Origin of the sequence: Pseudomonas baetica (assembly GCF_002813455.1) — a bacterium.
Classification (GTDB): Bacteria; Pseudomonadota; Gammaproteobacteria; order Pseudomonadales; family Pseudomonadaceae; genus Aquipseudomonas; species Aquipseudomonas baetica.
On record NZ_PHHE01000001.1, the window covers coordinates 1,487,921 to 1,512,652 of the forward strand.

Below are 24,732 nucleotides of genomic sequence, written 5' to 3' on the forward strand. Positions count from 1 at the left end.
ATGAATCGTCTAACGTCCATCGCGCTGATGACCGCTGCCCTCTACGCCACTCAGGCCAGCGCCGAATCCGTCGTCCCGCTTAAAGGCCAGACCTCGCAACAAACCCAGATCGACATCAACGACTGCCACTCCATCGCTTCGACTTCAACGACTTCAACGCCCCAAGCGGGTGGTCGTCTGAAGGGGGCCGCTGTCGGTGCCGCCGCCGGAGCAGCAGGTTCTGAAGTCCGCGGCCGTCAACACGACGAGGTTTATGACCGCGTCGACGATGATCGCAAACAGGATTACCGACAGAACCGTGCCCAGCAAACCGCCGCAGCCGGCGCGGTAGTCGGTGGGTCTCGACAGCGGCAAGAGCGTCGCGCGCAGAACAAGACCAACGCAGCGGCGAGCTCCAGTGCCTACACCGGGTGTCTGCAAGGGCGCGGCTATCAGGTCACGCCTTGACGCTGGGGTTTGTGCGCTTCGAGCAGGTGCATCATCAGCGCGCTGTAAAGCGTCACCAGAATGAACAGGCCCATGCGCACGGCGAAGGCTGTGTAGACGTCTTTGCCGGCGGCACTGTCCTGTACTGATTGGCCGAGCAGGATGATCATCGTCACCAGGGTGTTGAGCCAGAAGCCCGGACTGAACCGCGTCGGACTAAGGCGATAGAGTTTGCGTGCCAGCCACAGCCCGAACAGCAGCATCCACAAAAAGAACATCCACAGGTGCACGAACAGGCTCAAGCCACACCAGAGCAGCACTGCCAACACACCGGCGAGCAGGGTGGAGCCAAGCAATTCACGGCCGGCGTGATGGGTCTGGGTGGTGGAGCTTTGTTGGCCGAGGCTGACGGCTTTGAGGATGATCGGCATGTAACTGGCCGGGTCGCTCAGGGCCAGCAGAAACGTCGGCAGCACGATCAGCGTGGCGCGCAGGGCTACGCGCGGGACTTCGTCGGCAGGCATGGCCGGTGGCTTGGGCGGGACGGGGCTATCAGGCCGCTCAGGAAACAGCGCGTGGCTGACACCGACCACCGCCACCGCCAGTAACAGGCCTTTGACGAGGGCGCCGATGACCGCCACTGCCAGATCGAATTCGGCAAACCCGGCGGCGGAGATCATGGTCATGCCGATCACCAGAAACATCACGATCAGCGCGTTGCCACCGCGCAAGCCAAAGCGAAACACCAGAAACAAACCGAGGCCGATCAACAGCACGCCGCTCACCGGGTAATAACGCAGCAGCGGCACCAGCAGCAGGCCGATGCTCGTCGTCAGCGCCGCGACCAACGCCAGCACCAACGCGCCTTTCAACGGCAATGGCCGCGGCAGACTGGCCAGCAGCAACACCGCCAGCACTGGCGAGATAAACGCCAGCGGCAACGCCAGCGCATAACTGGCGGCGGTGCACAGCGCGGTGCCGAACGCCAGGCGCAAGGCCCGCTGCGCCGGGACGCTGCGTTCAGTAGGCATACGACAGCCAGCTCATCAGGCCGAAAAACAAACGCCCCAACGGATTGAGCGGATTGCCCTCGGTAGGAAAGGCCATGACTTCAGCCTGGCCGCCGGCACGAATCGCGCGGCTGTCGACGAGGCGTTTCTTTGCCTCTTCCGTGAACTCGATGATCACCGGAAAACGCTGCGCCGGACGCAACCAGTCACGGCTGTTCTGAATGCTCGGCAGGGTGCCCGGCGCCGGGGTCTGGCCGACGCTGACACCATAGCCGACGCTGCGCACCCGGCCGTCGAGGACTTCGCCGGGCAGCGCATCCAGAACGATCGAAACCGGCGTTCCGGGCTGCACGCGGCCGAGGTTGTTCTCGGTGAGGTCGGCGCTGATCCACACGTCATGAATCGCGATCAAGGTCATCAGCGGGCTACCGGCGGCGGTGAACTGGCCGACGTCGGTGCGCAGATCAGTGATCAACCCGGCCGAACGGGCGCCGATGCGGGTGTTGGCCAAGTCCAGTTCAGCTTTGGCCAGTGCCGAGGCAGCGCTGCGCAACTGGGCGTTGGTGTCGGTGTTGCCGCCTTCCTGCTCTTGTGCGCGCTGTACTTCGGCGCGGGCAGCGGCGACTTGGGCGACCGCTTGTTCGCGGTTGGCTCGCGATACCTCAAGAAGACGGACAGAGACGGTGCCCGGGTCCTGTTTGTACAAACCTTCCAGACGTTGATTGTCCTGCCGCGCCTTGAGTTCATTGGCTTGTGCTGCTCGCAACGATGCCTGCGCCGAGGCGATGCCGGCGGTGCTGGCGCCGACCTGACGACGGGTCGATTCCAGATCGGCTTTCGCCCGATCCACGGCGATTTGCAGCGGCTGCGGGTCGAGTTCGAAAAGAATATCGCCAGCCTTCACATCCTGATTGTTGCGCACGTTGACCCGGATCACCCGACCGGCGACTTCCGCCGCCACCGGAATCACGAACGCACCGACCCGCGCCTGCTGGGTGTAGGGCGTGTAGCGGTCGGCGAGCAGGTACCAGGCCAGGCTCAGTACGATCAGCAATAGCACCCAGCGGATGCCTTTTTTTGCCGGATCAGCCTGGGCAGGCGCGGGGGCCGGGGCGGGTGGCGCGGCTTCAGTCATGACGGGTTACCTGCGATGGAAGGGGATACGCCGGTTGGGCGGGCGGCGCGCTGAGCAAATCGCCCCAGTTAGTGCGTTGCTGCATCTGTTGCCGGGTCGGCTCATCGACCTGCGGCGCATGGCTTTGCCAGCCGCCGCCGAGGGCTTTATACAGGGCGATCAGGTTGCTCACGGCGTTGCTGCGGCTGACCAGATAGTTGTCCTGCAATTCGAGCAGGGCGCGTTGCGCGTCGAGCACCCGCTGAAAGTCGGAATAACCTTCGCGGTATTGCGTGTTGGCCAGCACCAGCGAACGACGCGCAGCGCCTTCGGCCTCGCGCAGAATGCGTTCGCGCTCCAGTGCTTTGCTCAAGCCGCTGGCGGCATCGTCGGCTTCGCGCGCAGCTTGGCGGACCTTGTCGCGATAGGTTTCGATCAGTTGCTGCAAACGCGCGTCCTGCACCCGTATGTTGTTGCGGATGCGGCCGTAATCGAAGATGTTCCAGCGCAGGCTCGGGCCACCAATCAGATCGAGACTGCGCGGCGTGGCGCCGAGGGTATCGCTGGACCAGACGATGCTGCCGAGCAAGGTCAGCGACGGATACAGATCGGTTTCGGCGACACCGACCAGCGCCGATTGCGCAGCAACATTCAGTTCCGCCGCGCGTATGTCCGGACGACGCAACAGCAGGTTGGCCGGGACGTCTTGCAGCACGGCGCGATCGAGTAAGGGAATCAGCCCCGGTTGCTCGGCCAGCAACGCCGCGCCACCGGGTGGCTGGCCGACTAAAACCGCCAAAGCGTTGCGGGTGCGCAGGACTTGATCTTCGAATGCGGGGAGGCTGCTGAGCGTGCCGAGGTATTGGGTTTTCGCCTGTTGCAGGTCGAGTTCGGCCGTCTGGCCGCTGTTGAAGAGTTTTTCGGTGATTTCAAAATTGCGCTTCTGCTGGACAGCGTTTTCCCGGGCGACGCGCAGGCGTGCTTCGGTGGTGCGCAGGGAGAAGTAGGTGTCGGCGACTTGCGCGCGCAGCAGCACGAGAGCGTCTTCGTAGTTGGCCTGGGCGGCGAAGTAACTGGCGTCGGACGATTCGATGGCGCGGCTGAAGCGGCCCCAGAAATCCAGCTCCCAACCGACATCGAACGCGGCGCTGTGTTGCCAGAAATGAAGATCCTGCGGGTTGTTGCCGCCGGACTGATGGCGGTCGACATACAGGCTGTCGACGCCGACCTGTTGCAGTTGCGGGTAGCGCCCGCTTTCGGCTATGCCCAATTGGGCGCGAGCTTCAAGCACTCGCAGCCCGGCGATTTTCAGGCTGCTGTTGTGCGCATCGGCTTCGGCAATCAGTCGATCAAGCACGGGGTCGGCGAACACTTGCCACCATTGGCGCAGATCCGTTTGGGCGGCACGTTCGCTGGCTTGTTCCAGCGCCGCGCTGTTCCATTGCTTGCTCCACGTCTCGGCGGGAGGCTCAAAGTCCGGCCCCAGGCGCACGCAGCCGCTGAAACTCAAGGCGACAAGCAACAACAGATGACCGGGCCGCGTCAGCGGGGCTGTTGTCGAAGGCATTGCGTTATGTCCCTGACCCGCAAATATCAGTGGAGCATAGACGGCGAATTGCAAATTGTTCGGGCGAATCTGCTGCTACGCTTTTCAGGCATCAGCCCCCACCCAAACAGGTACGAGACCATGGAAACTGCTCAAGATCCGCTGACACCGGCTCCCGCTGCCACCTGGCGCTTCAAGGTCGGTGTGGCGATCATCTGCCTGATGCTTGGCTCGTGGCTGATGGTGCCGTTGGCCGCCGCCCTCGATGTACCCGGCTCGAAAGTCGCGGCGCTGACCGGCGTGCTGTTCATCAGTAACAAGGTGTTGTTGCTGGTGGTCATCGCGGTGATGGGCAAGGCCGGGTTCGCTGAACTCAAACGCACGATTGGCCGGCATGTCTCGGGGATGCTGCCGACGCCTGTCGCGGAAGTCTCGCCGCTGCGGCATCGGGTGGGCGTGGTGATGTTTTGCCTGCCGTTGCTCACCTCATTTCTGGAACCGTATTTCGACAACTTCTGGCCGGGGCTGAGGCCCAATCTGTGGCAACTGCAATTGCTTGGGGATCTGATGTTTATTGGCAGCTTTTTTGTGCTCGGCGGGAATTTCTGGGAGAAGGCGCATGCGTTGTTTGTGCGTACCGCGCGGGTGGTGTCGGTTTGATGCCTCAGGCGTGACCCAAGGCAATCGCGAACGACACGACGATCATGCAAGCAAACGCGAAATTGAGATTCATAAGGTGGTCATCCTGAGCCTGTTGAGGGTGGGGCCATTCTGAACAGGCTGAATGCAAAGGAAAAATTCGCCTTGCTGATTCCAGTGATCGAAACAATTGATACCTGCCTGTTTGTGTTTGCCCGAGGCTTTGGCTAATCTCAGCGAAAACCTGCAATTACAAGCATAAACAGGCATAACCATGCACGATCATTCGGTTACCGAACTCCCATCCCTGCGTCGGCAGAAAATCCTCCTGATCCTCGAACGCGACGGCAAGGTCATGGCGTCCGAGTTGAGCCAGCACTTCGCCGTGTCCGAAGACACCATCCGCCGCGACCTCGCCGAACTGGATAATGCCGGCCTGGTGCAACGGGTACACGGTGGTGCCTTGCCAAGGCCGAAGGACACCGGCAAGGACTACTTCACCCGCATCAGTGAAACCGATGAGGTAAAGACGCGCCTGGCGCAACTCGCCGCCGGGCGGGTGAAGGATGGCCAGATCGTGCTGTTCGACTCCGGCACCACCACGTTGCAGATTGCGCGGTCATTGCCAGCGGATATCCGCATCACAGCGGTGACCACCTCGCCGATGACCGCCATCACCCTCGCCGAATACAAGGGCATCAAGGTGATTCTGGCGGGCGGGCAGTTGAACCTGGCGACCATGTCGGTCAGCGGTCACGAAACGGTGCGTCTGCTGCAAAGCATCAAGGCTGACCTGCTGTTTACCGGGGTGTGCGCGATTCATCCGGAAGTGGGACTGAGTTCGCTGTATTTCGATGAGGTGCCAGTGAAGCAGGCACTGTTCGACAGTGCTGCGCAGGTGATCGCGGTGACCACGGCGGACAAGCTTGGCGCGGTCGAGCCGTTCGTGGTGACGCCGTGCACGCGGGTGCATACGCTGATTACCGAGCGACATCTGGCGTCGGGAAGTGTCGAGGATTACCGGCGGTTGGGGATTGAGGTGGAGCAGTTGCCGGATTGAGATTTTTACTGATGCTGCCGGCCTCTTCGCGAGCAGGCTCGCTCCCACATTGGAGTGCATTTCAAATGTGGGAGCGAGCCTGCTCGCGAAAGGGCCAGTGCAATCAACGCAACTTTTCGAGCATCTGGTAGTACCACATCCCCGCCGCCAACAACGGGTTACCCAGCAAATCCCCCATCGGCACGCGAATGTGCGGGCACGCTGCAAACGTATCGAACTGCTCCATCTGCCCGGTGATCGCCCGGCTCATGATTTCGCCCATGATGTGCGTGGTGGCGATGCCATGCCCGGAGTAGCCCTGGCAATACCAGACGTTGTCCGAGAGCTTGCCCAGTTGCGGGATGCGGTTGATGACGATGCCCATCGCGCAGCTCCACTGGTAGTCGATCTGCACGCCTTTGAGCGCCGGGAAGGTTTGTTCGATGCACGGGCGCAGTTCGGCGGCGATGTCGCGTGAATCCTTGCCGCTGTAGTTGGCGCCGCCGCCGAACAGCAAGCGGCCGTCGGCGGTGAGGCGGTAGTAATCGAGGACGAAACGGCAGTCGTACACCGCCAGATCCTCGGGGTTGATTTGTCTGGCCAGATCGCCCAGCGGCGCGGTGGTGACGATGCCACCCATGGCCGGGAAGATCTTGCCCTTGAGCTGCCCCGGTTCGAGTTTGTGATAGACGTCACCGGCCAGCATCACCTGATTGGCATCGATCTGACCGTGAGCGGTTCTCACGCCAGGCGTATCGCCGTGAATGATCTCCAGCACTTCGCTGTTTTCAAAAATCAGCGCACCGAGACTTTCCGCCGCCCGCGCTTCGCCGATGCACAGGTTGAGCGGGTGCAAATGCATGTTACGGGTGTTCTTGATGGCGCCGTGGTAGAGGTCGCTTTGCAGCAGATCGCGCACCTGGCTGCGGTCGAGCAGGCTGACGTCATCACCCAGTCCGCGTCGCACGGCTTCTTCGTAATCGCTGCGCAGACCGGTCATGTGGCTCGGTTTGTACGCTGCGTGCAGGTGACCGTGTTTGAGGTCGCACGCGATAGCGTATTTCTCGACGCGCTGTTTGATGATTTCGTGCCCGCGCCAGCGCAGGTGCCAGATGAAATCATCGACCTCGTCGCCCAGTTTCGGGCGCATCTGTTTGCGCATCGCAGCGTCGCCGGAGAGGCTGCCGGTGACTTGGCCACCATTGCGCCCGGTAGCGCCCCAGCCGATTTTGTTGCTCTCGACGATGGCGACTTTCAGGCCTTTTTCGGCGAGTTCGACGGCGGTGGCGACGCCAGTGAAACCGCCGCCGATGATCACCACATCGACTTTGTGCCGACCTTGCAGCGTCGGGTAGTCGGTGTCCTGGTTGAGGGTGGCGGTGTAGTAGGAATTGCAGCGTTCAGTCATGTCAGTGTCCACACAAAATTCGAGTTCGGTACGCGGTCCCTTGTGGGAGCGAGCCTGCTCGCGAAAGCGGTTCGTCAGTCACCCAAATGTTGAATGTGACGACGCCTTCGCGAGCAGGCTCGCTCCCACAGGGGAGATGTGAATATTCAGGCTTCGGTCAGATACCAGCGCCAATCCTGCTCACCCACTTCAGCCATGAACTGCCGGTATTCGGCACGCTTCACCGCCAGATACACCCCCAGAAATTCCTGCCCCAAGGCATCGCGCGCCCACGCTGAATTTTCCAGTGCCTGCAAAGACGTCAGCCAATCCGTCGGCAGCAACTCCTTCGCCTGCGCATAACCATTGCCCTCGACCGGAGCGCCCGGATCAAGGTCTTCACGAATGCCCCGATGAATGCCGGCGAGGATCGCTGCCGCCGCCAGATACGGGTTGGCATCGGCGCCGCAGATGCGGTGTTCGATGTGCCGGGTGTTGGCCGGACCGCCCGGCACGCGCAGGCTGACGGTGCGGTTGTCGACGCCCCAGGTCGGCGCCAAAGGCGCGTAGCTGTTGGCCTGGAAGCGACGATAGGAATTAGCGTTTGGGCAGAACAGCAGCAGCGTATCCAGCAACGACGCGAGCATGCCGCCAATTGCCGTGCGCAGCAGCGGCGTGCCAGCTGGATCCTCGGAAGCGAACAGATTGCGTCCTTCGGCGTCGGCGAGGCTAACGTGCATGTGCATGCCGGTACCCGCCAGATCATCGAACGGCTTGGCCATGAACGTCGCTTGCATGCCGTGCTTGTGCGCCACGGCTTTGACCAAGCGTTTGTAGCGCACCGCCTGATCCATCGCTTCCAGTGCATCGCCGTGTTCGAGGGTGATTTCTACCTGACCCGGTGCGTATTCCGAGATCGCCGTGCGCGCCGGAATACCGTGCAGTTTGCAGGCGCCGTAGAGGTCGGCGAGGAACGGCTCAATCTGCTCCAGCTCACGTAAACCGTAGACCTGGGTGTGTCGCGGTCGACCGCCGTCGGCATCCAGCGCCGGTTGCGGACGGCCGTTGTGATCGCGTTTGGCGTCGAGTAGATAGAACTCCAGCTCGCAGGCCATGACCGGGTGATAACCTTCGGCTTTGAGCGCGTCGACCACCTTGATCAGCAGATGGCGCGGGTCGGCGATGCTCGCCGGCAGGCCCTCGGTCGGGTGCATGCTGACCTGCACGGCGGCAGTCGGAATCTGCCGCCACGGCAAGCGCACCAGACTGCCCTCCAATGGATAGGCGCGGCAGTCGATGTCGCCGACATCCCAGACCAGACCGGAGTTTTCCACGTCCTCACCCTGAACGGTCAGACCGAGAATGGTGCTGGGCAGCGGGCGGCCGCTTTCATATACGGCGAGCAGTTCTTCACGGTGCAACAGCTTGCCGCGTGGCACGCCGTTGGCGTCGAGGATGAACAGCTCGATCATGTCGATATCGGGGTTCTGTTCAAGGAACAGGCGGGCGTCTTCGATGGCTGCGAATTTCATGGTCAATCACTCACGATGGCGCCGCACAGGCGCGCAGATTCGGGCCGGACGCAGCGCGGCAATAGGCGCATGCGTCCTGGCAGGGATATCAAGAAGCAGGGGGCTGTCGCGTGTTTTAACGGACGCGATCAGACAGGCAGGGCGATATCCGGCGGGCGTGCGGAGTGACGCAGCTTGGAGCGGCGCAGGGCCATGGGGAGATTGACGATGCGATTCATACGCGGCCCCTGTGACAGAGGGCGCGCAGTGCAGAGACGTTCAACGATTTTGGTTGTTGTGGTGACGTGCTCATAACGCGTGTTTCCGTTGGCGGAAAACGTCGGTGGCGGGCCTGACCCGCCGACCGGTGTGCCCGGATAGTAAGGGGCAATCTGCGGGCGTGTAAACGACTGATTCCGAATCGGTCGCGCTCGCGGCATTCAGCGCAGCAGATGAAAGCCCAGCCCGACAAGGGCGCAAACGATCAACACTTCAATCACGCCGCGTTTGAAAACGAACAGCGCCAGCGCCGCCATAACTGCCAACGCTATCGAAAAAACATCCGGCGGCCCGGCGAAACCGCTCGGCCAGAACACGTGATAAGCGAAGAAGCACGCTAGGTTGAGAATCACCCCGACCACCGCTGCGGTGATGGCTGTCAGTGGTGCGGTGAACTTCAATTCGTTGTGGGTCGATTCCACCAACGGCCCACCGGCGAGGATGAACAGAAACGAAGGCAGAAAGGTGAACCACGTCACCAGCGTCGCCGCCACGGCGCCAGCGGCGAACGCATGCTCCGCGCCGAATGCAGGTTGCACATAACCGCCAATGAAGCCGACAAACGCCACCACCATGATCAGCGGCCCCGGCGTGGTTTCGCCAAGTGCCAGGCCGTCGATCATCTGCGTTGGCGTGAGCCAGCCGTAATGCCCGACGGTGCCCTGATAGACGTAAGGCAGCACCGCATAAGCCCCGCCAAAGGTGAGCAACGCCGCTTTGGTGAAGAACCAGCCCATCTGGGTGAAGGTGCCGTCCCAGCCGAACAGCGCGGTCAGCAAGGCCATGGGCAAGCACCACAGCGCCGCGCCGATCAGCGCCAGACGCCACAGCTTCGGCAGGCTGAAGCGTGCGTGGTCGGGTGTCGGCGTGTCGTCGTCGATCAACGCCGGGCCGAAAGACTTTGCACTGCTGCGCTGGCCGCCGTTATCAAACCGCAGCGGCGCCAGGCGCCCGCCGAGATAACCGATCAGCGCGGCGCCAAGCACGATCAGCGGGAACGGCACATTGAAGGCAAAAATCGCCACGAACGAGGCGCCGGCAATCGCCCATAACCAGGCGTTTTTCAAGGCCCGCGAGCCGATGCGATGGGCCGCGTGCAGCACAATCGCCGTCACCGCCGGTTTGATCCCGTAAAACACCCCGGCCACGGCCGGCACATCACCGAAGGCGATATACACCCATGACAATGCAATCAGGATGAACAGCGACGGCAGCACAAACAGCACGCCCGCAATCACACCGCCCCAGGTGCGATGCAACAACCAGCCGATGTACGTCGCCAGTTGCTGGGCTTCCGGGCCGGGCAGCAACATGCAGTAGTTGAGGGCATGCAGAAAACGCCGCTCGGAGATCCAGCTTCGGCGCTCCACCAGTTCCTGATGCATGATCGCGATTTGCCCGGCAGGGCCGCCGAAGCCGATGCAACCGAGCTTGAGCCAGAAGCGCCAGGCCTGGCGCAGGGTGACGGGATCAGGGCGGGGAAGGTCCTCTGGCGTAGTGCTCAAGTGCGGCTCCTGAGTCGAATCATGGCGGAGCCGCTATCTAAGCAGGCTTTTGTTAAATCCAATAGCGCTCAGACAAGGCTGTGACTGGCCGATCAACTCAGGACGTAATCGACGGGCATCATGGTCGGTGGCAGTTGCGCAACCCCCAGTTCAGCCAGGATGTCGCGCTCGATGGTGCGCACCAGGGCGTCGGTTGGCAGGTCGTTTTCATCGCGGCCGAAGGGATCTTCCAACTCATCGGCAATCGCATCCAGACCGAAAAAGGTATAGCTGACAATCGCGGTGAACAGGGGCGTCAGCCAGCCCAGCGGTTCGGCCATGGCGAACGGCAACAGGATGCAGAACAGGTAAATCGTGCGGTGCAGCAGCAAGGTGTAGGGGAAGGGCAGCGGCGTATTCTTGATCCGCTCGCACACGGCTTGAGCCTGCGTGAGGCTGGTCAGGTGATTGGCCAGCAGCATGTAACGCCATTCGCTCAGTGCTCCGGCCTGTTGCAGATCGGAGCATTGTTCGCCGATCCGGTGCAGGATCTGTGCGCTGTAGTCCGGCAATTGGGCGTCGGGTTTCGGGGTGACCCACGCACTGCTGGCCGCCGCTTCGTCCTCACGCCGCAGCCGCGCGTTGAGGGCGTGGGCGAAGCCGACCAGGTTGAGCAGCAGCGGCGGGCGTTGATCCGACTCGCTGAGAATCCGGGTTTCGCGAATGATCGAGCGCACATGCACGATCACTTCGCCCCAGGCCTTGCGTGCTTCGTACCAGCGGTCATAGCAGGCGTTGTTACGAAAACTCATGAAAATCGACAGCGACAAGCCCAGCAACGTGAACGGCGTGGCGTTGACCTTGGTGAAGCTGCTGGGGTGGAGGATTTCCACCAGCACGATGGCCGACGCCAGCAAGGTGACCATCAGCGTGCGCAGGGCGATTCGCTTGGCAATCGAACCCTTGAGGGTAAACAGGATGGCGAACTGACTGACCTTGGGTCTGATGATCATGCTGGGCGATCTCGATTACGCGAGGATGTGACGGTTCAACCGCCGGTCATGTTCATGAATCGCACGACCTGTACGTCGTCGTTCACTTCAAAGTTATGCCTGTAGGGCTTGAGCTTCATCGCTTCGATGATGGCTTTGTCCAAACGTTGCGGCTGCCCCGGATGGGCGCGCAGCACCGCTTTCAGGTCCAGCGAATGCTCGTTACCCAGACACAGTAGCAGGCGACCTTCGACGGTCAGCCGCACCCGGTTGCAGGTGCCGCAGAAATTGTGGCTGTGCGGGGAGATAAAACCCAGGCGAATCTGCGGCGCTTCGGCCAGCCGCCAGTAGCGCGACGGGCCTTGGGTCGATTCGGCGGAGTCGATCAGGGTGTAGCGCTCGGCGATCTTTTCCCGCACCTGCGCGCTGGAGAAAAACGATTCGGCGCGGCTGTGCTCACTGATGATCCCCAGCGGCATTTCTTCGATGAAAGAGATGTCGAGCTGGCGGTCGATGGCAAAACTCACCAGATCATTGATCTCTTGATCATTGCGGCCCTGCATCACCACGCAGTTGAGTTTGGTGCGCGTGAAACCGGCCTTGCGCGCGGCATCGATGCCCTCGATGACCTGCGCCAGATCGCCGTTGCGGGTCATCTGTTTGAAGCGCTCGGGGTCGAGGCTGTCGAGGCTGATGTTGAGGCGTTTGACCCCCGCGTTGAATAACGGGGCGGCCAATTTGCCCAGCTGTGAGCCGTTGGTGGTCAGGCACAACTCGCGCAGGCCGGGCAGGGCGGCGATCTGCTCGCACAGTTGCACCACGCCGGGACGGATCAGCGGCTCGCCGCCGGTGAGGCGAATCTTGCGCGTGCCCAGCGCGACGAAGCTTTGCGCCAATTGATAGATTTCTTCCAGCGTCAGCACTTGCTGGCGCGGCAGAAACTGCATGTCCTCAGCCATGCAATACACGCAGCGAAAATCGCAACGATCGGTCACCGACATGCGCAGGTAGTCAACGCGGCGGTTGAAGCCATCGATCAAGACGCGCTCTGACATGACAGCCTCGCAGGAGTGAAAAGTCCGCATTTAACGGAGGGAGTGGATGCAGGGTATGGGCAACTTTGGCAAGCGTCCAATCACTATTAATGAATGGCTGATTGATAGGGTCGATGATCAAGTGTTTTTAGCGGATCAATGCCTTTCCATCTTTGCAAGTGTCTGCATTCAAAGGGTTTTAATCGGTGGTAGGTGCTTTCGATAATGGGGTTTCAGATAGCGATCGGACAATAATTGGTATCGGCTCATATACTTCCCCCGGCAAGTGAAATGACTACTTTTTTGAAGCTGAAAATTGTCAAAGGCATCAGGTCAATGTAGTCAGACACAAATCTCGTTTCCACCGTCATTCCCTAGTGGGAGCGGGCCTGCTCGCGAAGGCGTCAGGTCAGGCAACACCGATGTTGAATGTGCCGCCCCCTTCGTGAGCAAGCCCACTCCCACTCTGACTGTGGCCAGACACAAATCTCGTCCCCACCGTCATTCCCTAGTGGGAGCGGGCTTGCTCGCGAAGGCGTCAGGTCAGGCAACACCGATGTTGAATGTGCCGCCCCCTTCGTGAGCAAGCCCACTCCCACTCTGACTGTGGTCAGACACAACTCTCGTCCCCACCGTCATTCCCATGTGGGAGCGGGCTTGCTCGCGAAGGCATCAGGTCAGGCAACACCGATGTTGAATGTGCCGCCCCCTTCGTGAGCAAGCCCACTCCCACATTCGTTCTGTGGCGCAGACACATTCTGCCAATAAACAACTCCTGCGCATTGTGGTCGCTGATCTAGCCTTTTCCTGGACTCAACCATGAAGAAGGCAAAGGAATGCCCGAACGCTTTTCATCACATCGCCTGCGAACCGGCCGACATAGCGAGGACAACCGCATTTATCTTCTAACCGCCAATACTGTGGGGCGGGAACCGGTATTCAAGGATTACAGACTCGGCCGGTTGGTCGTGCATCAGTTTAAGCAAGCACAGGAGGAGGGATTCGCCGACACATTGGCATGGGTTGTCATGCCCGATCATTTCCACTGGCTGATCCAGTTGCAAAAAGGAACGCTGGGCCAATTGATGTGCCAGGCCAAGTCCTTGAGCACCCGGTCAATCAACCAGATGAGCGGACGAACAGGAAGCCTTTGGCAGCAAAGCTTCCATGACCATGCACTGCGGCGAGAGGAAGATCTGGTGAAGCTGGCCCGATATGTAGTAGCCAACCCCTTGAGGGCAGGCCTGGTGGAAAAACTTGGTGACTATCCCTTATGGGATGCGATTTGGGTGTGATCTTTGGTCACCTGCAATCGAACCGGCTTGCTCGCGAAGGCATCAGGTCAGGCAACACCGATGTTGAATGTGCCGCCCCCTTCGTGAGCAAGCCCACTCCCACTCGGACTGTGGCCAGACACAAATCTCGTCCTTACCATCATTCCCATGTGGGAGCGGGCTTGCTCGCGAAGGCGTCAGGTCAGGCAACACAGATGTTGAATGTGCCGCCCCCTTCGTGAGCAAGCCCACTCCCACCCTGGCTGTGGCCAGACACAACTCTCGTCCCCACCGTCATTCCCTAGTGGGAGCGGGCTTGCTCGCGAAGGCGTCAGGTCAGGCAACACCGATGTTGAATGTGCCGCCCCCTTCGTGAGCAAGCCCACTTCCACCCTGACTGTGGCCAGACACAAATCTCGTCCCCACCGTCATTCCCTAGTGGGAGCGGGCTTGCTCGCGAAGGCGTCAGGTCAGGCAACATCGATGTTGAATGTGCCGCCCCTTCGTGAGCAAGCCCACTCCCACCCTGACTGTGGCCAGACACAAATCTCGTCCTTACCATCATTCCCATGTGGGAGCGGGCTTGCTCGCGAAGGCGTCAGGTCAGGCAACAGCGATGTTGAATGTGCCTGCCCCCTTCGTGAGCAAGCCCACTTCCACCCTGACTGTGGCCAGACACAAATCTCGTCCCCACCGTCATTCCCATGTGGGAGCGGGCTTGCTCGCGAAGGCATCAGGTCAGGCAACAGCGATGTTGAATGTGCCTGCCTGTTCGTGAGCAAGCCCACTCCCTCCTATGATCGCCGGTGCTTCTGGGGCTTATTTACTGAGCACCAAACATCGCAGTCCAGTAAATCCCCGCATCGCTTTTCGGGTCGGTCGCGTAAGCGGCGCCCAGTTCCTTGTATTGCGGGTTCATCAGGTTGGCGCAGTGGCCGGGGCTGGCGAGCCAGCCATCGATGACTTTGCCCACGGTGTCCTGACCGGCGGCGATGTTTTCACCGACCAGTTGGCCGCTGTACCCTGCCAGTTCGGCGCGGTCGCCGGGGGTGCGGCCGTCGCGGTCCTTGTGGTCGAGGTAGTTTTTGTTGGCCATGTCACGGCTGTGATCCTGGGCGACCGTGCCCAGCGTCGCGTTCCAGGCCAGCGGTGCGGCAGCAGCGAAGGCCTGGCCACCGCACTGGCGTGGCTGGCTGCGAGCGGCATTGAGTTGCTCAAGCAATTTCTGCCCTTCACTTTGCGCATCGCCAAGCCTGGCCGACAGCAGGGGGCGCGCCAGCACGATGCGCCAGTCGCGATCAGCGCGGCTGACGCCGACGTCGACGAACTGCGGATCGAGCACCACCTGACAGAAACTCTCCTGAATCGCCTGCATCGCCGACGCCGCATCGCGCGGGCCGTTGAGGGTGATTGCCTGCACGTTAACCATCGGGTAACTGGCACTGGCCATGGCTTGCTGCAAATTGACAGCCCCACTGGCCGGCAGCCGCAGTCGCGGATCGGCCGACAGCGGCGGCAGTTCGCTGGAGGCCTGGCTGCCGCAGCGTTGCGGTTCGCTGCGGTACTTGTTGATGGACTCGATCAGTTGCGACTCGTCGCTGGCCATGGCCGAGGCGGCAAACGCAACGCCCACAGACAACGCGGCAAAGCGCAAAACAGATGGCATGAAACGCATGGAAATCTCCCTTGGGCGCAATGCGCCCATGATGCGCGAAACGCCCCCGGTGGGTGCAATGTCTTTTTCTTCCTCGCACAGTTTTTTCTACGGAACGCTGCGCGTAATTTTGCCGTCTACACTCAGTCAAGACCCCGGAAACCGGGCGTCTCCCCTACGTAACACGTTGCCCGAATCGGGCTCTGCCGGAAGAACTGACATGGGATTGAAGTGGTTGGCTGGCTGTTTCGCATTAACCCTTTTGGCTGGCGCTGCATGGGCTACCGATCAAGCGCCGATCAAGGCCAAGGCCGAAGAAAAAGCCCAAGTGCTGGAAGAGAAAGCCGCCGATAAAGTCAGCGCTGCACCAGCGCCGAAATCCGAAGCGATCACCCCGACCGAAGTGCAGGCGGTTGACCCCGCCGGTGCCGCGCCGCTGGACGATCCGATCACTTGTCTGGCGCGCAGTATCTACTGGGAAGCCAAAGGCAAGGACACCCCGGAGATGGAAGCCGTGGCCAGCGTGGTGATGAATCGCCTCGGCCATGAAGGTTTTCCCGACACCGTTTGTGCAGTGGTCAAACAGGGTTCGGAAACCAAAAGCTGCCAGTTTTCCTGGTGGTGCGACGGGCGTCCCGATCAGGTCAAGGAAGATGCCGAATACGCCTTGGCCAAGGAAGTTGCCGGCAAGGCGCTGAACCGTCAGCTCAAGGATCGCACCCAAGGTGCGCTGTATTTCCACGACCGCAATGTCCACCCGAGCTGGGCGAAGGAATACCGCAAAACCGCCGAAACGAAAAAATTCCTCTTCTACAAACCTGCCGGTGGGGATGCGCGTTAAGCGCAGACTTCCCGCACGCAGTTGCGTAACCAGCGGTGCGCCGGGTCGGCGTCCATGCGCGGATGCCAGAGCATGGACACGCTGATTGGCGGCATCTCGAAAGGCAGGGCGAAACTGTGCAGGCCGCTGCGCAGTTTGCTGGTGTGACGTTCCGGCACGGTGGCAATCAGGTCTGACTCACGGACCAGCGTCAGCGCCGCCGAAAATCCGCCGAATGAGGTGACGATGTCCCGCGTCATGCCCAAGGCCATCAACGCTTCGTCGACCGGGCCGCTGCTGCGTCCGCGTCGTGAAATGAGAATGTGCTCGCCGCCGGCAAAGCGCTTGGCGCTGATCTTGCCCGAACTCAAGGAATGCCCCTCACGTACCACACCGATCCAGTGATCCAGAAACAGGATGCGGCTGTGCAGCGTCGGATCGGTGCTGTCGTCGACCACACCGGTCTCCAGATCCACCCGACCTTCGCGCAGCGGTGTGCTGTCCTTGTCGGCCTTCTGTACAAAACGCAGGCGCACGCCAGGCGCCTCTGTTGCGACCCGGGCGAGCAGGGCGGCGGCGAAGGTTTCGACAAAACCGTCGGTGTTGCGCAAGGTGAACGTGCGTTGCAACTGCCCCGGATCCAGTACTTCGGCAGGACGCAAAACCGCCTCGACTTCCTGCACCAGATGGCTGACCCGTTCGCGCAATTCCAGCGCTCGGGGCGTCGGCACCAGGCCACGACCTGCACGCACCAGCAGCGGATCTCCAGTCGTTTCGCGCAGACGGGCCAGGGCGCGGCTCATCGCCGAGGGGCTCAACTGCAGACATTTGGCGGCGCGGGCGACGCTGCCTTCACGCAGCAGCACGTCGAGGGTGATCAGCAGGTTCAGATCCGGTGCAGGCATGGCATGGCGTTCCGTGCAGGTATTGAGTGCAAAGCATGCGTCTTGCGCCTTGTATTGTCGAGGCTCAGGCTACGGCGCATGACCTTTGCATTGTGAGTAGCCCATGCCGCGAGAACCCCTGAGCACTACCGCGCGCTGGGCGCTGACCAGCCTGGCGCTGTCGATGTTGATGCCGTCGCTGGACACCAGCATCGCCAACGCCGGGTTGCCGACACTGGCAGCGGCGTTTGATGCGACGTTTCAACAGGTGCAGTGGATCGTTCTGGCTTACCTGCTGACGATCACCACGTTGATTGTCAGCGTCGGGCGTCTGGGGGATGCCTTGGGGCGTCGGCGCCTGCTGTTAATCGGTATCGGCATCTTTACCAGCGCTTCTCTGGCCTGCGCGCTGGCGCCGGGACTCGGTTGGTTGATCGGTGCGCGGGCAGTGCAAGGCCTCGGTGCGGCAATCATGTTTGCGTTGACCGTGGCGCTGGTGGCCGATGCCGTGCCCAAAACGCGAGCGGGCAGTGCGATGGGCTTGCTGGCAACAATGTCGGCCACCGGCACCAGCCTCGGGCCGTCGCTGGGCGGGCTGTTGATGGCGCATGTCGGCTGGCAGTCGATATTTCTGCTCAATGTGCCATTGGGGCTGCTCAATGCCTGGCTGGTTTACCGTTATCTGCCGGCGGATCGCAGCGCAAGCACGCGTGTCGCGTTTGATTATCTCGGCAGCGGCGTGCTGGTGCTGACGCTGGCAGCCTACGCGCTGGCGATGACGCTCGAAGGTTATACGCTGGCGTTGCTGCTGAGCAGTCTGTGCGGCGCGGGGTTGTTCATCATGGTCGAGAAGAAGGCCAAGGCACCGCTGCTGCGCTTGTCACTGTTCGCCGACCTGCGCCTGAGCGGCAGTCTGGCCCTGACGTTGCTGGTGACCACGGTGATGATGACCACGTTGGTGGTCGGGCCGTTCTACCTGAGCCGAGGGTTGGGACTGACTGGCGCCATGGTTGGCCTGGTGTTGTCGGTTGGGCCGCTGCTGGCCGCGCTCGGCGGGGTACCGGCCGGGCGTCTGGTGGATCGCTTCGGTGCGCGGCGGGTGGTGCCGGGCGCGCTGCTGGGGCTGGTCTGCGGTTGCGGTCTGTTGGCGCTGTTGCCGATGAGTCTCGGAGTGTTTGCTTATGTGTTGCCGATGGTGGTGATTGCCAGCGGTTACGCATTGTTCCAGGCTGGCAACAACACCGGTTTGATGGCCGGGGTCAGCCAGGACCAACGCGGCGTGGTCTCGGCACTGCTGGGACTGGCGCGCAACCTGGGATTGATCACTGGCGCGGCGGTGATGGGCGCGGTGTTTGCCGTGGCCACCGGTGATCCGACCGAGGCGCCGGCCGCCGTCATCGGCAGTGGTTTGCACGCCACGTTCGGTGTCGCCACGGCGCTGATGATCATGGCGCTGATCATCAGCCGAACCCAAACCACCTGTAGGAGCGAGCCTGCTCGCGAAAGCGTCGGGACAGCCAAAGCATCCGGTGACTGAGACTGCCTGTGCCGAAAAATTATGGACACCACAAATCCCTGTAGGAGCTGCGGCACGCTGCGATCTTTTGATCTTAAAAAAGCAGGGTCAAAAGATCGTCCGATCGCGGCCCGAGCCTTCGGCAGCTCCTACACGGGGATTGCGGTGATTCGTTAGCTGGCGTGGGTACTGATGATGCTCGCCACCTGTTGCGGCTGGCAGTTGAGATACGGCGACTTCTTCAGCCAGCGCTGGTCCGGGTACCACGAAAACATGAACTGACCGTTCTTGAGTTTATCGATCACCTGTCTGGCGATCTGCGGGCGAACAGCCGGGCAACCCTGGCTGCGGCCGATACGGCCCTGACGCTTGCTCCACAACGGGTTCACATAATCGGCGGCGTGGATCACGATGGCGCGGTCACGGGCCAGGTCATTGAAGCCCGGTTCCAGACCGTCCATGCGCAGCGAATAACCGTGGGTGCCGCTGTAGCTTTCCTGAGTACGGAACAAGCCGAGGCTGGACTGATAACTGCCTTCGACATTGGAAAACTGCGTGGCGAAGTTTTCCCCGGAGTTGGAGCCGTGGGCGACGAGGTCGCGCAGCACCAGTTTTTTCCGGTTCAGGTCGAAGATCCACAGTCGGCGCTCAGTGGACGGTTGCGAATAATCGATGATCGCCAAATGGCGCGACGGCTTCGCACCGTTGTTGACCGCACACTGCATCGCGCTCAGGGCACCTTTCAGCGCCTGGGGATTGAGTTCTGGCGCGGCGTGCGCGAGGCTGGTGAAGAGAACCGGCGATGGCTTGCCGGCAGCGAAAGCTGGGCTGCTCACAACGACAAGGGTCGCGGTGCTCAGCAAAAGTCGGCGCACAAACGTCAACATTTAAAAAGTGTCCTCACTGGCTACCTATTTGGCACTTTGGCTCCTGACTCCCAGTCGTAACCTGCAAGCCCGTGTATCGAGCCTGACTGTTCAGCGCACCTGATGTAAGGTTGGCCATCATCTAGATGGCCATGGATTGGAGTAAAGCAGTTGTTCAAAAAGTACGCATGCTACTTGAGCATTTGTTTGCTCGCTGCGCCGTTTGTCGCTTGTGCCGATGAACCGCTGCCGCCGTTGCAGGCGTTGCCGACGCCAGCGGCGCCAATGCCGGTGGAGCCGCAAAGTCCGTTGCAGGCCGTGCTGATTGGTCTGTCGCAGGCGTGTCCGGCGATTGCCGCGCATCTGAATGGGCAGGCGCTGGGGCAACTGCAGGCGTTCTATCAGCAGCAGGACTGGCTGCCAGTGTGGGCCAGCGAGACCGCACGGTTGCCGGCCTTGCAGGCGCAATTGCAGCTGTTGGCCGACGATGGGCTGAACCCGAAACGCTACCCGGTGGCGCTGAACCCACCGCAGGACGGCGAATTGTGCGCCGATATCGACATCAGCCGCTCCTATCTGCAAGCCCTGCAGGATCTGCATTACGGTCGGCTGTTGCAGTCGCACTTCGAACCGCTGTGGCATGCCGACGACACCCCGCGTGACCGTCAAGCCGAATTGCTGGCGATTGCCGTGCCGGGGATGCACGACATCAAGGCCGCGTTCGATCTGGCGCGCCCGCGTCTGGCGCAGTACCAGAGCCTGCGTCACCTTTACGCCAGCCAGCGCCAGCAAACCTTGCCGCAGTGGCTAGCTGTCGCCAACGGGCCGCTGTTGCGCCCGGCGATGGAAGACAAACGTGTGCCGGAACTGGCTCAGCGTCTGTACAGTGAAGGTTATCTGACCCATGCGGTCGACACGCCGGACAACGCCTATGACGATGTGTTGGTCGAGGCGGTGAAAAGCTTTCAGACCAATCACTCGTTGCAGGCCGATGGCGTGGTCGGCCCCGGCACGATTGCCGAACTCAACATCAGCCCGCTGACCCGTCGCGAGCAGCTGCGGGTCAATCTTGAGCGGTTACGCTGGCTGGCTCAGGACATGGAACCCGACGGTTTGCTGGTCAATGTCGCCGCTGCCGAATTGACGCTCTATCGGGCTGGTGTGCCGGTCTGGCAGACGCGTACGCAGGTCGGCCGTGCTGAACGTCAGACCCCGCTGCTCAAGTCGCGGGTCACGCGTTTGACCCTGAACCCGACCTGGACGGTGCCGCCGACCATCTGGAAAGAAGACAAACTGCCGGCGATACGCAAGGACCAGACCTTCCTTAGCCGCCAGAACCTGCAAGTGCTCGACGCCAACGGGCAACCCTTGGCGGCGGCGGATATCGACTGGGACAACCCCGGCAACATCCTGTTGCGTCAGGAAGCCGGGCCGCGCAACCCGCTGGGGCAGATGGTGATCCGGTTCCCCAACCCGTTCTCGGTGTACCTGCATGACACGCCAAGCAAGGCGCTGTTCGACAAGGGGCCGCGGGCGTTCAGCTCCGGTTGTGTGCGCGTCGAACACCCGATGCAGTTGCGTGACTTGCTGTTGAGTCCGGCGGAAAAGGCCCGTACCGACACCTTGCTCGCCACCGGCAGCACCCATGAATTCCGCCTGGCTGCGCCGGTGCCGATCCTCATGACCTACTGGACCGCACAGGTCGACAGCATGGGGCATGTGCGCTATGCGCCGGACATCTACAGCCGCGACAGCGCGTTGCTGGTGGGGCTCGACGGGATACATTAATCCAAGGGCCTCTGAAACCCGGCAGGCCTGTGTGATTCAACCGCGCTGCGCAGCGTCTAGCCCCAGTGTCCCCGCGATCCCATGGGGCGAGACTTCGGAACCCGGCATGCAAACGCTGTTGAACGAGATCCTTGACGCTGTCCGGCCCCTCATCGGGCAGGGCAAAGTGGCTGACTACATTCCCGCCCTCGGCACCGTGCCGGCCAATCAACTGGGCATCGCCGTGTATGGCAACGACGGCGAAATGTATTGTGCCGGCGATGCCGAAACGCCGTTCTCGGTGCAGAGTATTTCCAAGGTGTTCAGCCTGGTGCAGGCCATCGATCATTCTGGCGAGGCGATCTGGGAACGCCTGGGCCATGAGCCGTCGGGTCAGCCGTTCAACTCGCTGGTGCAACTGGAATTCGAGCGCGGTCGCCCCCGCAATCCGTTCATCAACGCCGGCGCGCTGGTGATCTGCGACATCAACCAGTCGCGCTTCGCCGCACCGACCCTGTCGATGCGTGATTTCGTCCGGCGCCTGTCGGGTAATCCGCAGGTCATGATCGACGCCAAGGTCGCCGACTCCGAATACCAGCACCGTGCGCGCAACGCGGCGATGGCCTACCTGATGCAATCGTTCGGCAACTTCCACAACGACGTCGAGTCGGTGCTGCGCAGTTATTTCAGCCATTGTGCCCTGCGCATGAACTGCATCGATCTGGCGCGAGCCTTCTGCTTCCTGGCCAACGACGGTTTCTGCAAGCACAGCGGCGAACAGATCCTCACGCGCCGCCAGACCCAGCAAGTCAACTCGATCATGGCCACCAGCGGCCTGTATGACGAGGCGGGCAACTTCGCTTACCGCGTCGGTCTGCCGGGCAAAAGCGGGGTCGGCGGCGGGATCGTCGCAGTGGTGCCGGGACAGTTCACGGTGTGCGTGTGGTCGCCGGAGCTCAATGCTGCGGGTAATTCGCTGGCGGGGATGGCGGCGCTGGAGATGCTCAGTTCGCGGATTGGCTGGTCGGTGTTCTGACCCGACCAGACCAACACTGCAAAACCCTGTGGGAGCTGGCTTGCCAGCGATGGCGGCGGATCAGGCAACATCAATTTTCAATGTGCCGGCCTCATCGCTGGCAAGCCAGCTCCCACAGGGACAGTGGTGTTTGCGCAAGGTGTATTTCAGCGAAGAATCCTATACATTTTCCGACCGCCCTCTGCATGGTGAATCCGCTTCATGTCTCTTGCACTCGAACGTCTAGTCGCTGGCACGCCGATCCCTTTCGCTGGTAACCGCGTGACCGTGGTCAGCCCCGAACTGGCCGAGCGTTTTCGACCCGGCGACCACCTGTTGGTCGAGCAGGTGAGTGGTGAGCTGTTGCTGATTCCCGTGGCCGATCAACAGGCTGCTGCGGTGGCGATCGAACGAGCGGCAGCGGCGTTCACCGCGCTGTCGGCGGTGCCCGATGCGGCGATCAGCCAGTTCTTCGATCTGTTCGCGCAGCGTCTCGAGGCCCCGGATTGCTGGGCGCAGATCGAAGCCGCCAACCTCGCCGACATCGAGCGGGCCAAGGCTCGCGGGCGTTCGACTACGCGCTTGCTCGCCGACGAGCGCATGCGCCGCGACATGATTGCCGGCCTGCGCGCCTGGCGTGATGCCGCACCGACGCGTGGCAAAGTCATCAGCAGCGTTGAGCACGACGGCTGGAAAGTCGAGCAAGTGGTCTCGCCGTTGGGCATCGTCGCGTTTGTTTTCGAGGGGCGACCGAATGTGTTTGCTGACGCCGCCGGTGTATTGCGCACCGGCAACACAGCGGTGCTGCGCATTGGTAGCGATGCGTTGGGCACGGCGCAAGCCATCGTCACCCACGCCTTGAACCCGGCGCTGGCAGCGGCCGGTCTGCCGGTGGGTGCTGTCTCGCTGGTGGAGAGCATCAATCACGCCGCCGGTTGGGCGATGTTTGCCGATCGGCGTCTGTCGCTGGCGGTGGCTCGCGGCTCAGGCCGGGCAGTCAGTCAATTGGGCAGCATTGCCCAGCAGGCAGGAACTGCGGTCAGCCTGCATGGCACCGGTGGTGCCTGGTTGATCGCCGATCGTGAGGCTGACGCCAAACGCTTTGCGGCGGTGGTGCGCAACTCGCTGGATCGCAAGGTCTGCAACACCCTGAACGTCTGCCTGATTCAGCGCGAACGCGCAGCCGAACTGGTGCCGCTGTTTCTCGACGCGCTGCAACAGGCCGGCACTGCACGTGGTCAGGGCTGCAAATTGCACATTGTCGAGGGCAGCGAAAGTTGCCTGCCGACTGAATGGCAAGCCGCGACAGTCGAAGTCTATCGCGCCGAGGGTTATCAGACCGAAGCACTGGCCGAACCGTTGGCACAATCCGAGTTGGGCCGCGAGTGGGAGTGGGAAGAAACCCCGGAAGTCAGCCTGATGATTGTCGACGATCTGGATCAGGCGATTGCGCTGTTCAATCGTTACAGCCCGCAATTCACCGTGTCGCTGATCAGCGAAGATGCTGCGGCGCAAGAGCGCTTTTATCGCGCGGTCAACGCGCCGTTCGTGGGCAATGGCATTACCCGCTGGGTCGATGGGCAGTACGCGCTGAACAAGCCAGAGTTGGGGCTTTCGAACTGGGAAAGTGGGCGGTTGTTTGCGCGCAGTGCGATTCTTTCGGGGGACGGGGTGTTCACGGTTCGTAGCCGGATGACTCAGGTGGATCTTCGCGTAAAACGCTGATCCGGCGGACAATGATCGTTCCCACGCTCCAGCGTGGGAACGATCACTTGCTCAGGCCGCGTGGGTAGTTTGCGCGTGGATGGCACAAGTCGCCGGTTGCTCGGCCAGCGGCACAAAGGTGCGGCGGTCCGAAGACAGCGCATCAATCGAGCCGGTCTCGATGTCGTACACCCAGCCATGCAGGTTCAGCAGGCCTTTCTCCTGGGCCAGACGCACACTCGGATGGGTCTGGATATTCGCCAGTTGCGCGATCACGTTTTCGCGCACCATCGAACTCAGTTTCGCCGCGTCATTGGCATGCGGCCGCGCTTCGTTTACCACTTTTGCCGACTCGGCATGTTGCAGCCAGCCGCTGACGGCGGGCAGGTGATCCATGCACTTGCACTTCGCAATCGCCGTCATCGCGCCGCAATCGGAATGGCCGCAGATGACAATGTCGGTCACGCCAAGCACCGCCACCGCATACTCCACCGTCGCTGAAACCCCGCCCGGATGCGGGCTGTAGGACGGCACGATATTGCCGGCGTTGCGGATCACGAACAGTTCGCCGGGTTCTTGCTGGGTCAGCAGTTCCGGCACTACACGGCTGTCGGAACAGGTGATGAACAAGGTGCCGGGCTGTTGGGTGGTCGCCAGGTGTTTGAACAGTTCGGTGCGTTGTGGAAAGGCTTCGTTCTGGAATTTCAGGAAACCATCGATCAGGGCTTTCATGTGCAGGTCCTCTTCATGGTGATCGGTTGGCCCGCACAC

At 61.5% G+C, this 24,732-nt stretch carries 21 protein-coding genes; 9 read left to right on the forward strand and 12 right to left on the reverse strand.

Going from position 1 to position 24,732, the window contains the following annotated elements:
* Positions 1 to 447, forward strand: a complete 447-nt coding sequence (locus ATI02_RS06815) for a YMGG-like glycine zipper-containing protein (RefSeq protein WP_100845825.1) — start codon at positions 1 to 3, stop codon at positions 445 to 447.
* Here ATI02_RS06815 and ATI02_RS06820 read toward each other — a convergent pair.
* From ATI02_RS06820 to ATI02_RS06830, 3 genes are read right to left on the reverse strand one after another with little or no spacing between them, the layout of a single operon-like run.
* Positions 432 to 1,457 carry a DUF2955 domain-containing protein gene (locus tag ATI02_RS06820; protein WP_100845826.1) on the reverse strand — a complete coding sequence of 342 codons (1,026 nt, stop codon included), beginning with the start codon at positions 1,455 to 1,457 and terminating at the stop codon, positions 432 to 434. The genes ATI02_RS06815 and ATI02_RS06820 overlap by 16 nt on opposite strands.
* On the reverse strand, positions 1,447 to 2,571 hold the full coding sequence (locus ATI02_RS06825) for an HlyD family secretion protein (protein ID WP_100845827.1): 1,125 nt from the start codon (positions 2,569 to 2,571) through the stop codon (positions 1,447 to 1,449). The genes ATI02_RS06820 and ATI02_RS06825 overlap by 11 nt, the downstream gene beginning before the upstream one ends.
* On the reverse strand, positions 2,564 to 4,117 hold the full coding sequence (locus ATI02_RS06830) for an efflux transporter outer membrane subunit (RefSeq protein WP_100845828.1): 1,554 nt from the start codon (positions 4,115 to 4,117) through the stop codon (positions 2,564 to 2,566). The genes ATI02_RS06825 and ATI02_RS06830 overlap by 8 nt, the downstream gene beginning before the upstream one ends.
* Positions 4,118 to 4,237: 120 nt before the next feature.
* Between ATI02_RS06830 and ATI02_RS06835 the strand changes: the two genes are divergently transcribed.
* Positions 4,238 to 4,756, forward strand: coding sequence for a transporter suffix domain-containing protein (locus tag ATI02_RS06835; RefSeq protein WP_100848435.1), 519 nt, complete (start codon positions 4,238 to 4,240; stop codon positions 4,754 to 4,756).
* Between the two features lie 253 nt (positions 4,757 to 5,009).
* A complete protein-coding gene (locus ATI02_RS06840) occupies positions 5,010 to 5,795 on the forward strand; it encodes a DeoR/GlpR family DNA-binding transcription regulator (RefSeq protein ID WP_095187574.1) in 786 nt (261 codons plus the stop codon).
* A gap of 103 nt (positions 5,796 to 5,898) precedes the next feature.
* Here ATI02_RS06840 and ATI02_RS06845 read toward each other — a convergent pair whose 3' ends face one another.
* The 5 genes from ATI02_RS06845 to moaA form a co-directional block, all read right to left on the reverse strand.
* Positions 5,899 to 7,182: an NAD(P)/FAD-dependent oxidoreductase gene (locus tag ATI02_RS06845; protein WP_100845829.1), complete on the reverse strand. Its 1,284-nt coding sequence runs from the start codon at positions 7,180 to 7,182 to the stop codon at positions 5,899 to 5,901.
* A 146-nt stretch (positions 7,183 to 7,328) separates the two neighbouring features.
* Complete coding sequence (locus ATI02_RS06850; protein ID WP_100845830.1) at positions 7,329 to 8,693, reverse strand: glutamine synthetase family protein; 1,365 nt, start codon at positions 8,691 to 8,693, stop codon at positions 7,329 to 7,331.
* A gap of 419 nt (positions 8,694 to 9,112) precedes the next feature.
* Positions 9,113 to 10,456 (reverse strand): chromate efflux transporter, encoded by a 1,344-nt coding sequence (gene chrA, locus ATI02_RS06855; protein ID WP_100845831.1) that lies wholly within the window; start codon positions 10,454 to 10,456, stop codon positions 9,113 to 9,115.
* A 92-nt stretch (positions 10,457 to 10,548) separates the two neighbouring features.
* Positions 10,549 to 11,448: a bestrophin family protein gene (locus ATI02_RS06860; protein WP_100845832.1), complete on the reverse strand. Its 900-nt coding sequence runs from the start codon at positions 11,446 to 11,448 to the stop codon at positions 10,549 to 10,551.
* 35 nt (positions 11,449 to 11,483) lie between these two features.
* Positions 11,484 to 12,482 carry a GTP 3',8-cyclase MoaA gene (moaA, locus tag ATI02_RS06865; RefSeq protein WP_100845833.1) on the reverse strand — a complete coding sequence of 333 codons (999 nt, stop codon included), beginning with the start codon at positions 12,480 to 12,482 and terminating at the stop codon, positions 11,484 to 11,486.
* An 815-nt stretch (positions 12,483 to 13,297) separates the two neighbouring features.
* On the opposite strand from moaA, the gene ATI02_RS06870 reads away from it, so the two are divergent.
* Positions 13,298 to 13,756, forward strand: a complete 459-nt coding sequence (locus tag ATI02_RS06870) for an REP-associated tyrosine transposase (protein ID WP_095187580.1) — start codon at positions 13,298 to 13,300, stop codon at positions 13,754 to 13,756.
* Between the two features lie 802 nt (positions 13,757 to 14,558).
* Here ATI02_RS06870 and ATI02_RS06875 read toward each other — a convergent pair.
* Positions 14,559 to 15,410 carry a CAP domain-containing protein gene (locus ATI02_RS06875; protein ID WP_100845834.1) on the reverse strand — a complete coding sequence of 284 codons (852 nt, stop codon included), beginning with the start codon at positions 15,408 to 15,410 and terminating at the stop codon, positions 14,559 to 14,561.
* A gap of 199 nt (positions 15,411 to 15,609) precedes the next feature.
* Between ATI02_RS06875 and ATI02_RS06880 the strand changes: the two genes are divergently transcribed.
* On the forward strand, positions 15,610 to 16,230 hold the full coding sequence (locus ATI02_RS06880) for a cell wall hydrolase (protein ID WP_100845835.1): 621 nt from the start codon (positions 15,610 to 15,612) through the stop codon (positions 16,228 to 16,230).
* On the opposite strand, the gene ATI02_RS06885 is transcribed toward ATI02_RS06880, so the two are convergent.
* The gene (locus tag ATI02_RS06885) at positions 16,227 to 17,114 is read right to left on the reverse strand and encodes a LysR family transcriptional regulator (protein ID WP_095187583.1); all 888 of its coding nucleotides are present in this window, start codon (positions 17,112 to 17,114) and stop codon (positions 16,227 to 16,229) included. The two genes, ATI02_RS06880 and ATI02_RS06885, sit on opposite strands and share 4 nt — an antisense overlap.
* Before the next feature lie 103 nt (positions 17,115 to 17,217).
* On the opposite strand from ATI02_RS06885, the gene ATI02_RS06890 reads away from it, so the two are divergent.
* Positions 17,218 to 18,630 (forward strand): MFS transporter, encoded by a 1,413-nt coding sequence (locus ATI02_RS06890; RefSeq protein WP_100845836.1) that lies wholly within the window; start codon positions 17,218 to 17,220, stop codon positions 18,628 to 18,630.
* A 152-nt stretch (positions 18,631 to 18,782) separates the two neighbouring features.
* On the opposite strand, the gene ATI02_RS06895 is transcribed toward ATI02_RS06890, so the two are convergent.
* Positions 18,783 to 19,496 carry a murein L,D-transpeptidase catalytic domain family protein gene (locus tag ATI02_RS06895; protein WP_095187585.1) on the reverse strand — a complete coding sequence of 238 codons (714 nt, stop codon included), beginning with the start codon at positions 19,494 to 19,496 and terminating at the stop codon, positions 18,783 to 18,785.
* 150 nt (positions 19,497 to 19,646) lie between these two features.
* On the opposite strand from ATI02_RS06895, the gene ATI02_RS06900 reads away from it, so the two are divergent.
* The 3 genes from ATI02_RS06900 (at position 19,647) to ATI02_RS06915 (ending at position 23,982) form a co-directional block, all read left to right on the forward strand.
* On the forward strand, positions 19,647 to 21,263 hold the full coding sequence (locus ATI02_RS06900) for a L,D-transpeptidase family protein (RefSeq protein WP_100845837.1): 1,617 nt from the start codon (positions 19,647 to 19,649) through the stop codon (positions 21,261 to 21,263).
* 106 nt (positions 21,264 to 21,369) lie between these two features.
* Positions 21,370 to 22,278 carry a glutaminase B gene (gene glsB, locus ATI02_RS06905; RefSeq protein ID WP_100845838.1) on the forward strand — a complete coding sequence of 303 codons (909 nt, stop codon included), beginning with the start codon at positions 21,370 to 21,372 and terminating at the stop codon, positions 22,276 to 22,278.
* A gap of 201 nt (positions 22,279 to 22,479) precedes the next feature.
* Entirely contained in the window at positions 22,480 to 23,982 is a 1,503-nt protein-coding gene (locus ATI02_RS06915) for an aldehyde dehydrogenase family protein (protein WP_100845839.1), read from the forward strand.
* A 51-nt stretch (positions 23,983 to 24,033) separates the two neighbouring features.
* Here the strand turns inward: ATI02_RS06915 and ATI02_RS06920 are convergent, their stop codons facing one another.
* Positions 24,034 to 24,693 (reverse strand): carbonic anhydrase, encoded by a 660-nt coding sequence (locus ATI02_RS06920; protein ID WP_100845840.1) that lies wholly within the window; start codon positions 24,691 to 24,693, stop codon positions 24,034 to 24,036.
* Positions 24,694 to 24,732 lie beyond the last annotated feature (39 nt).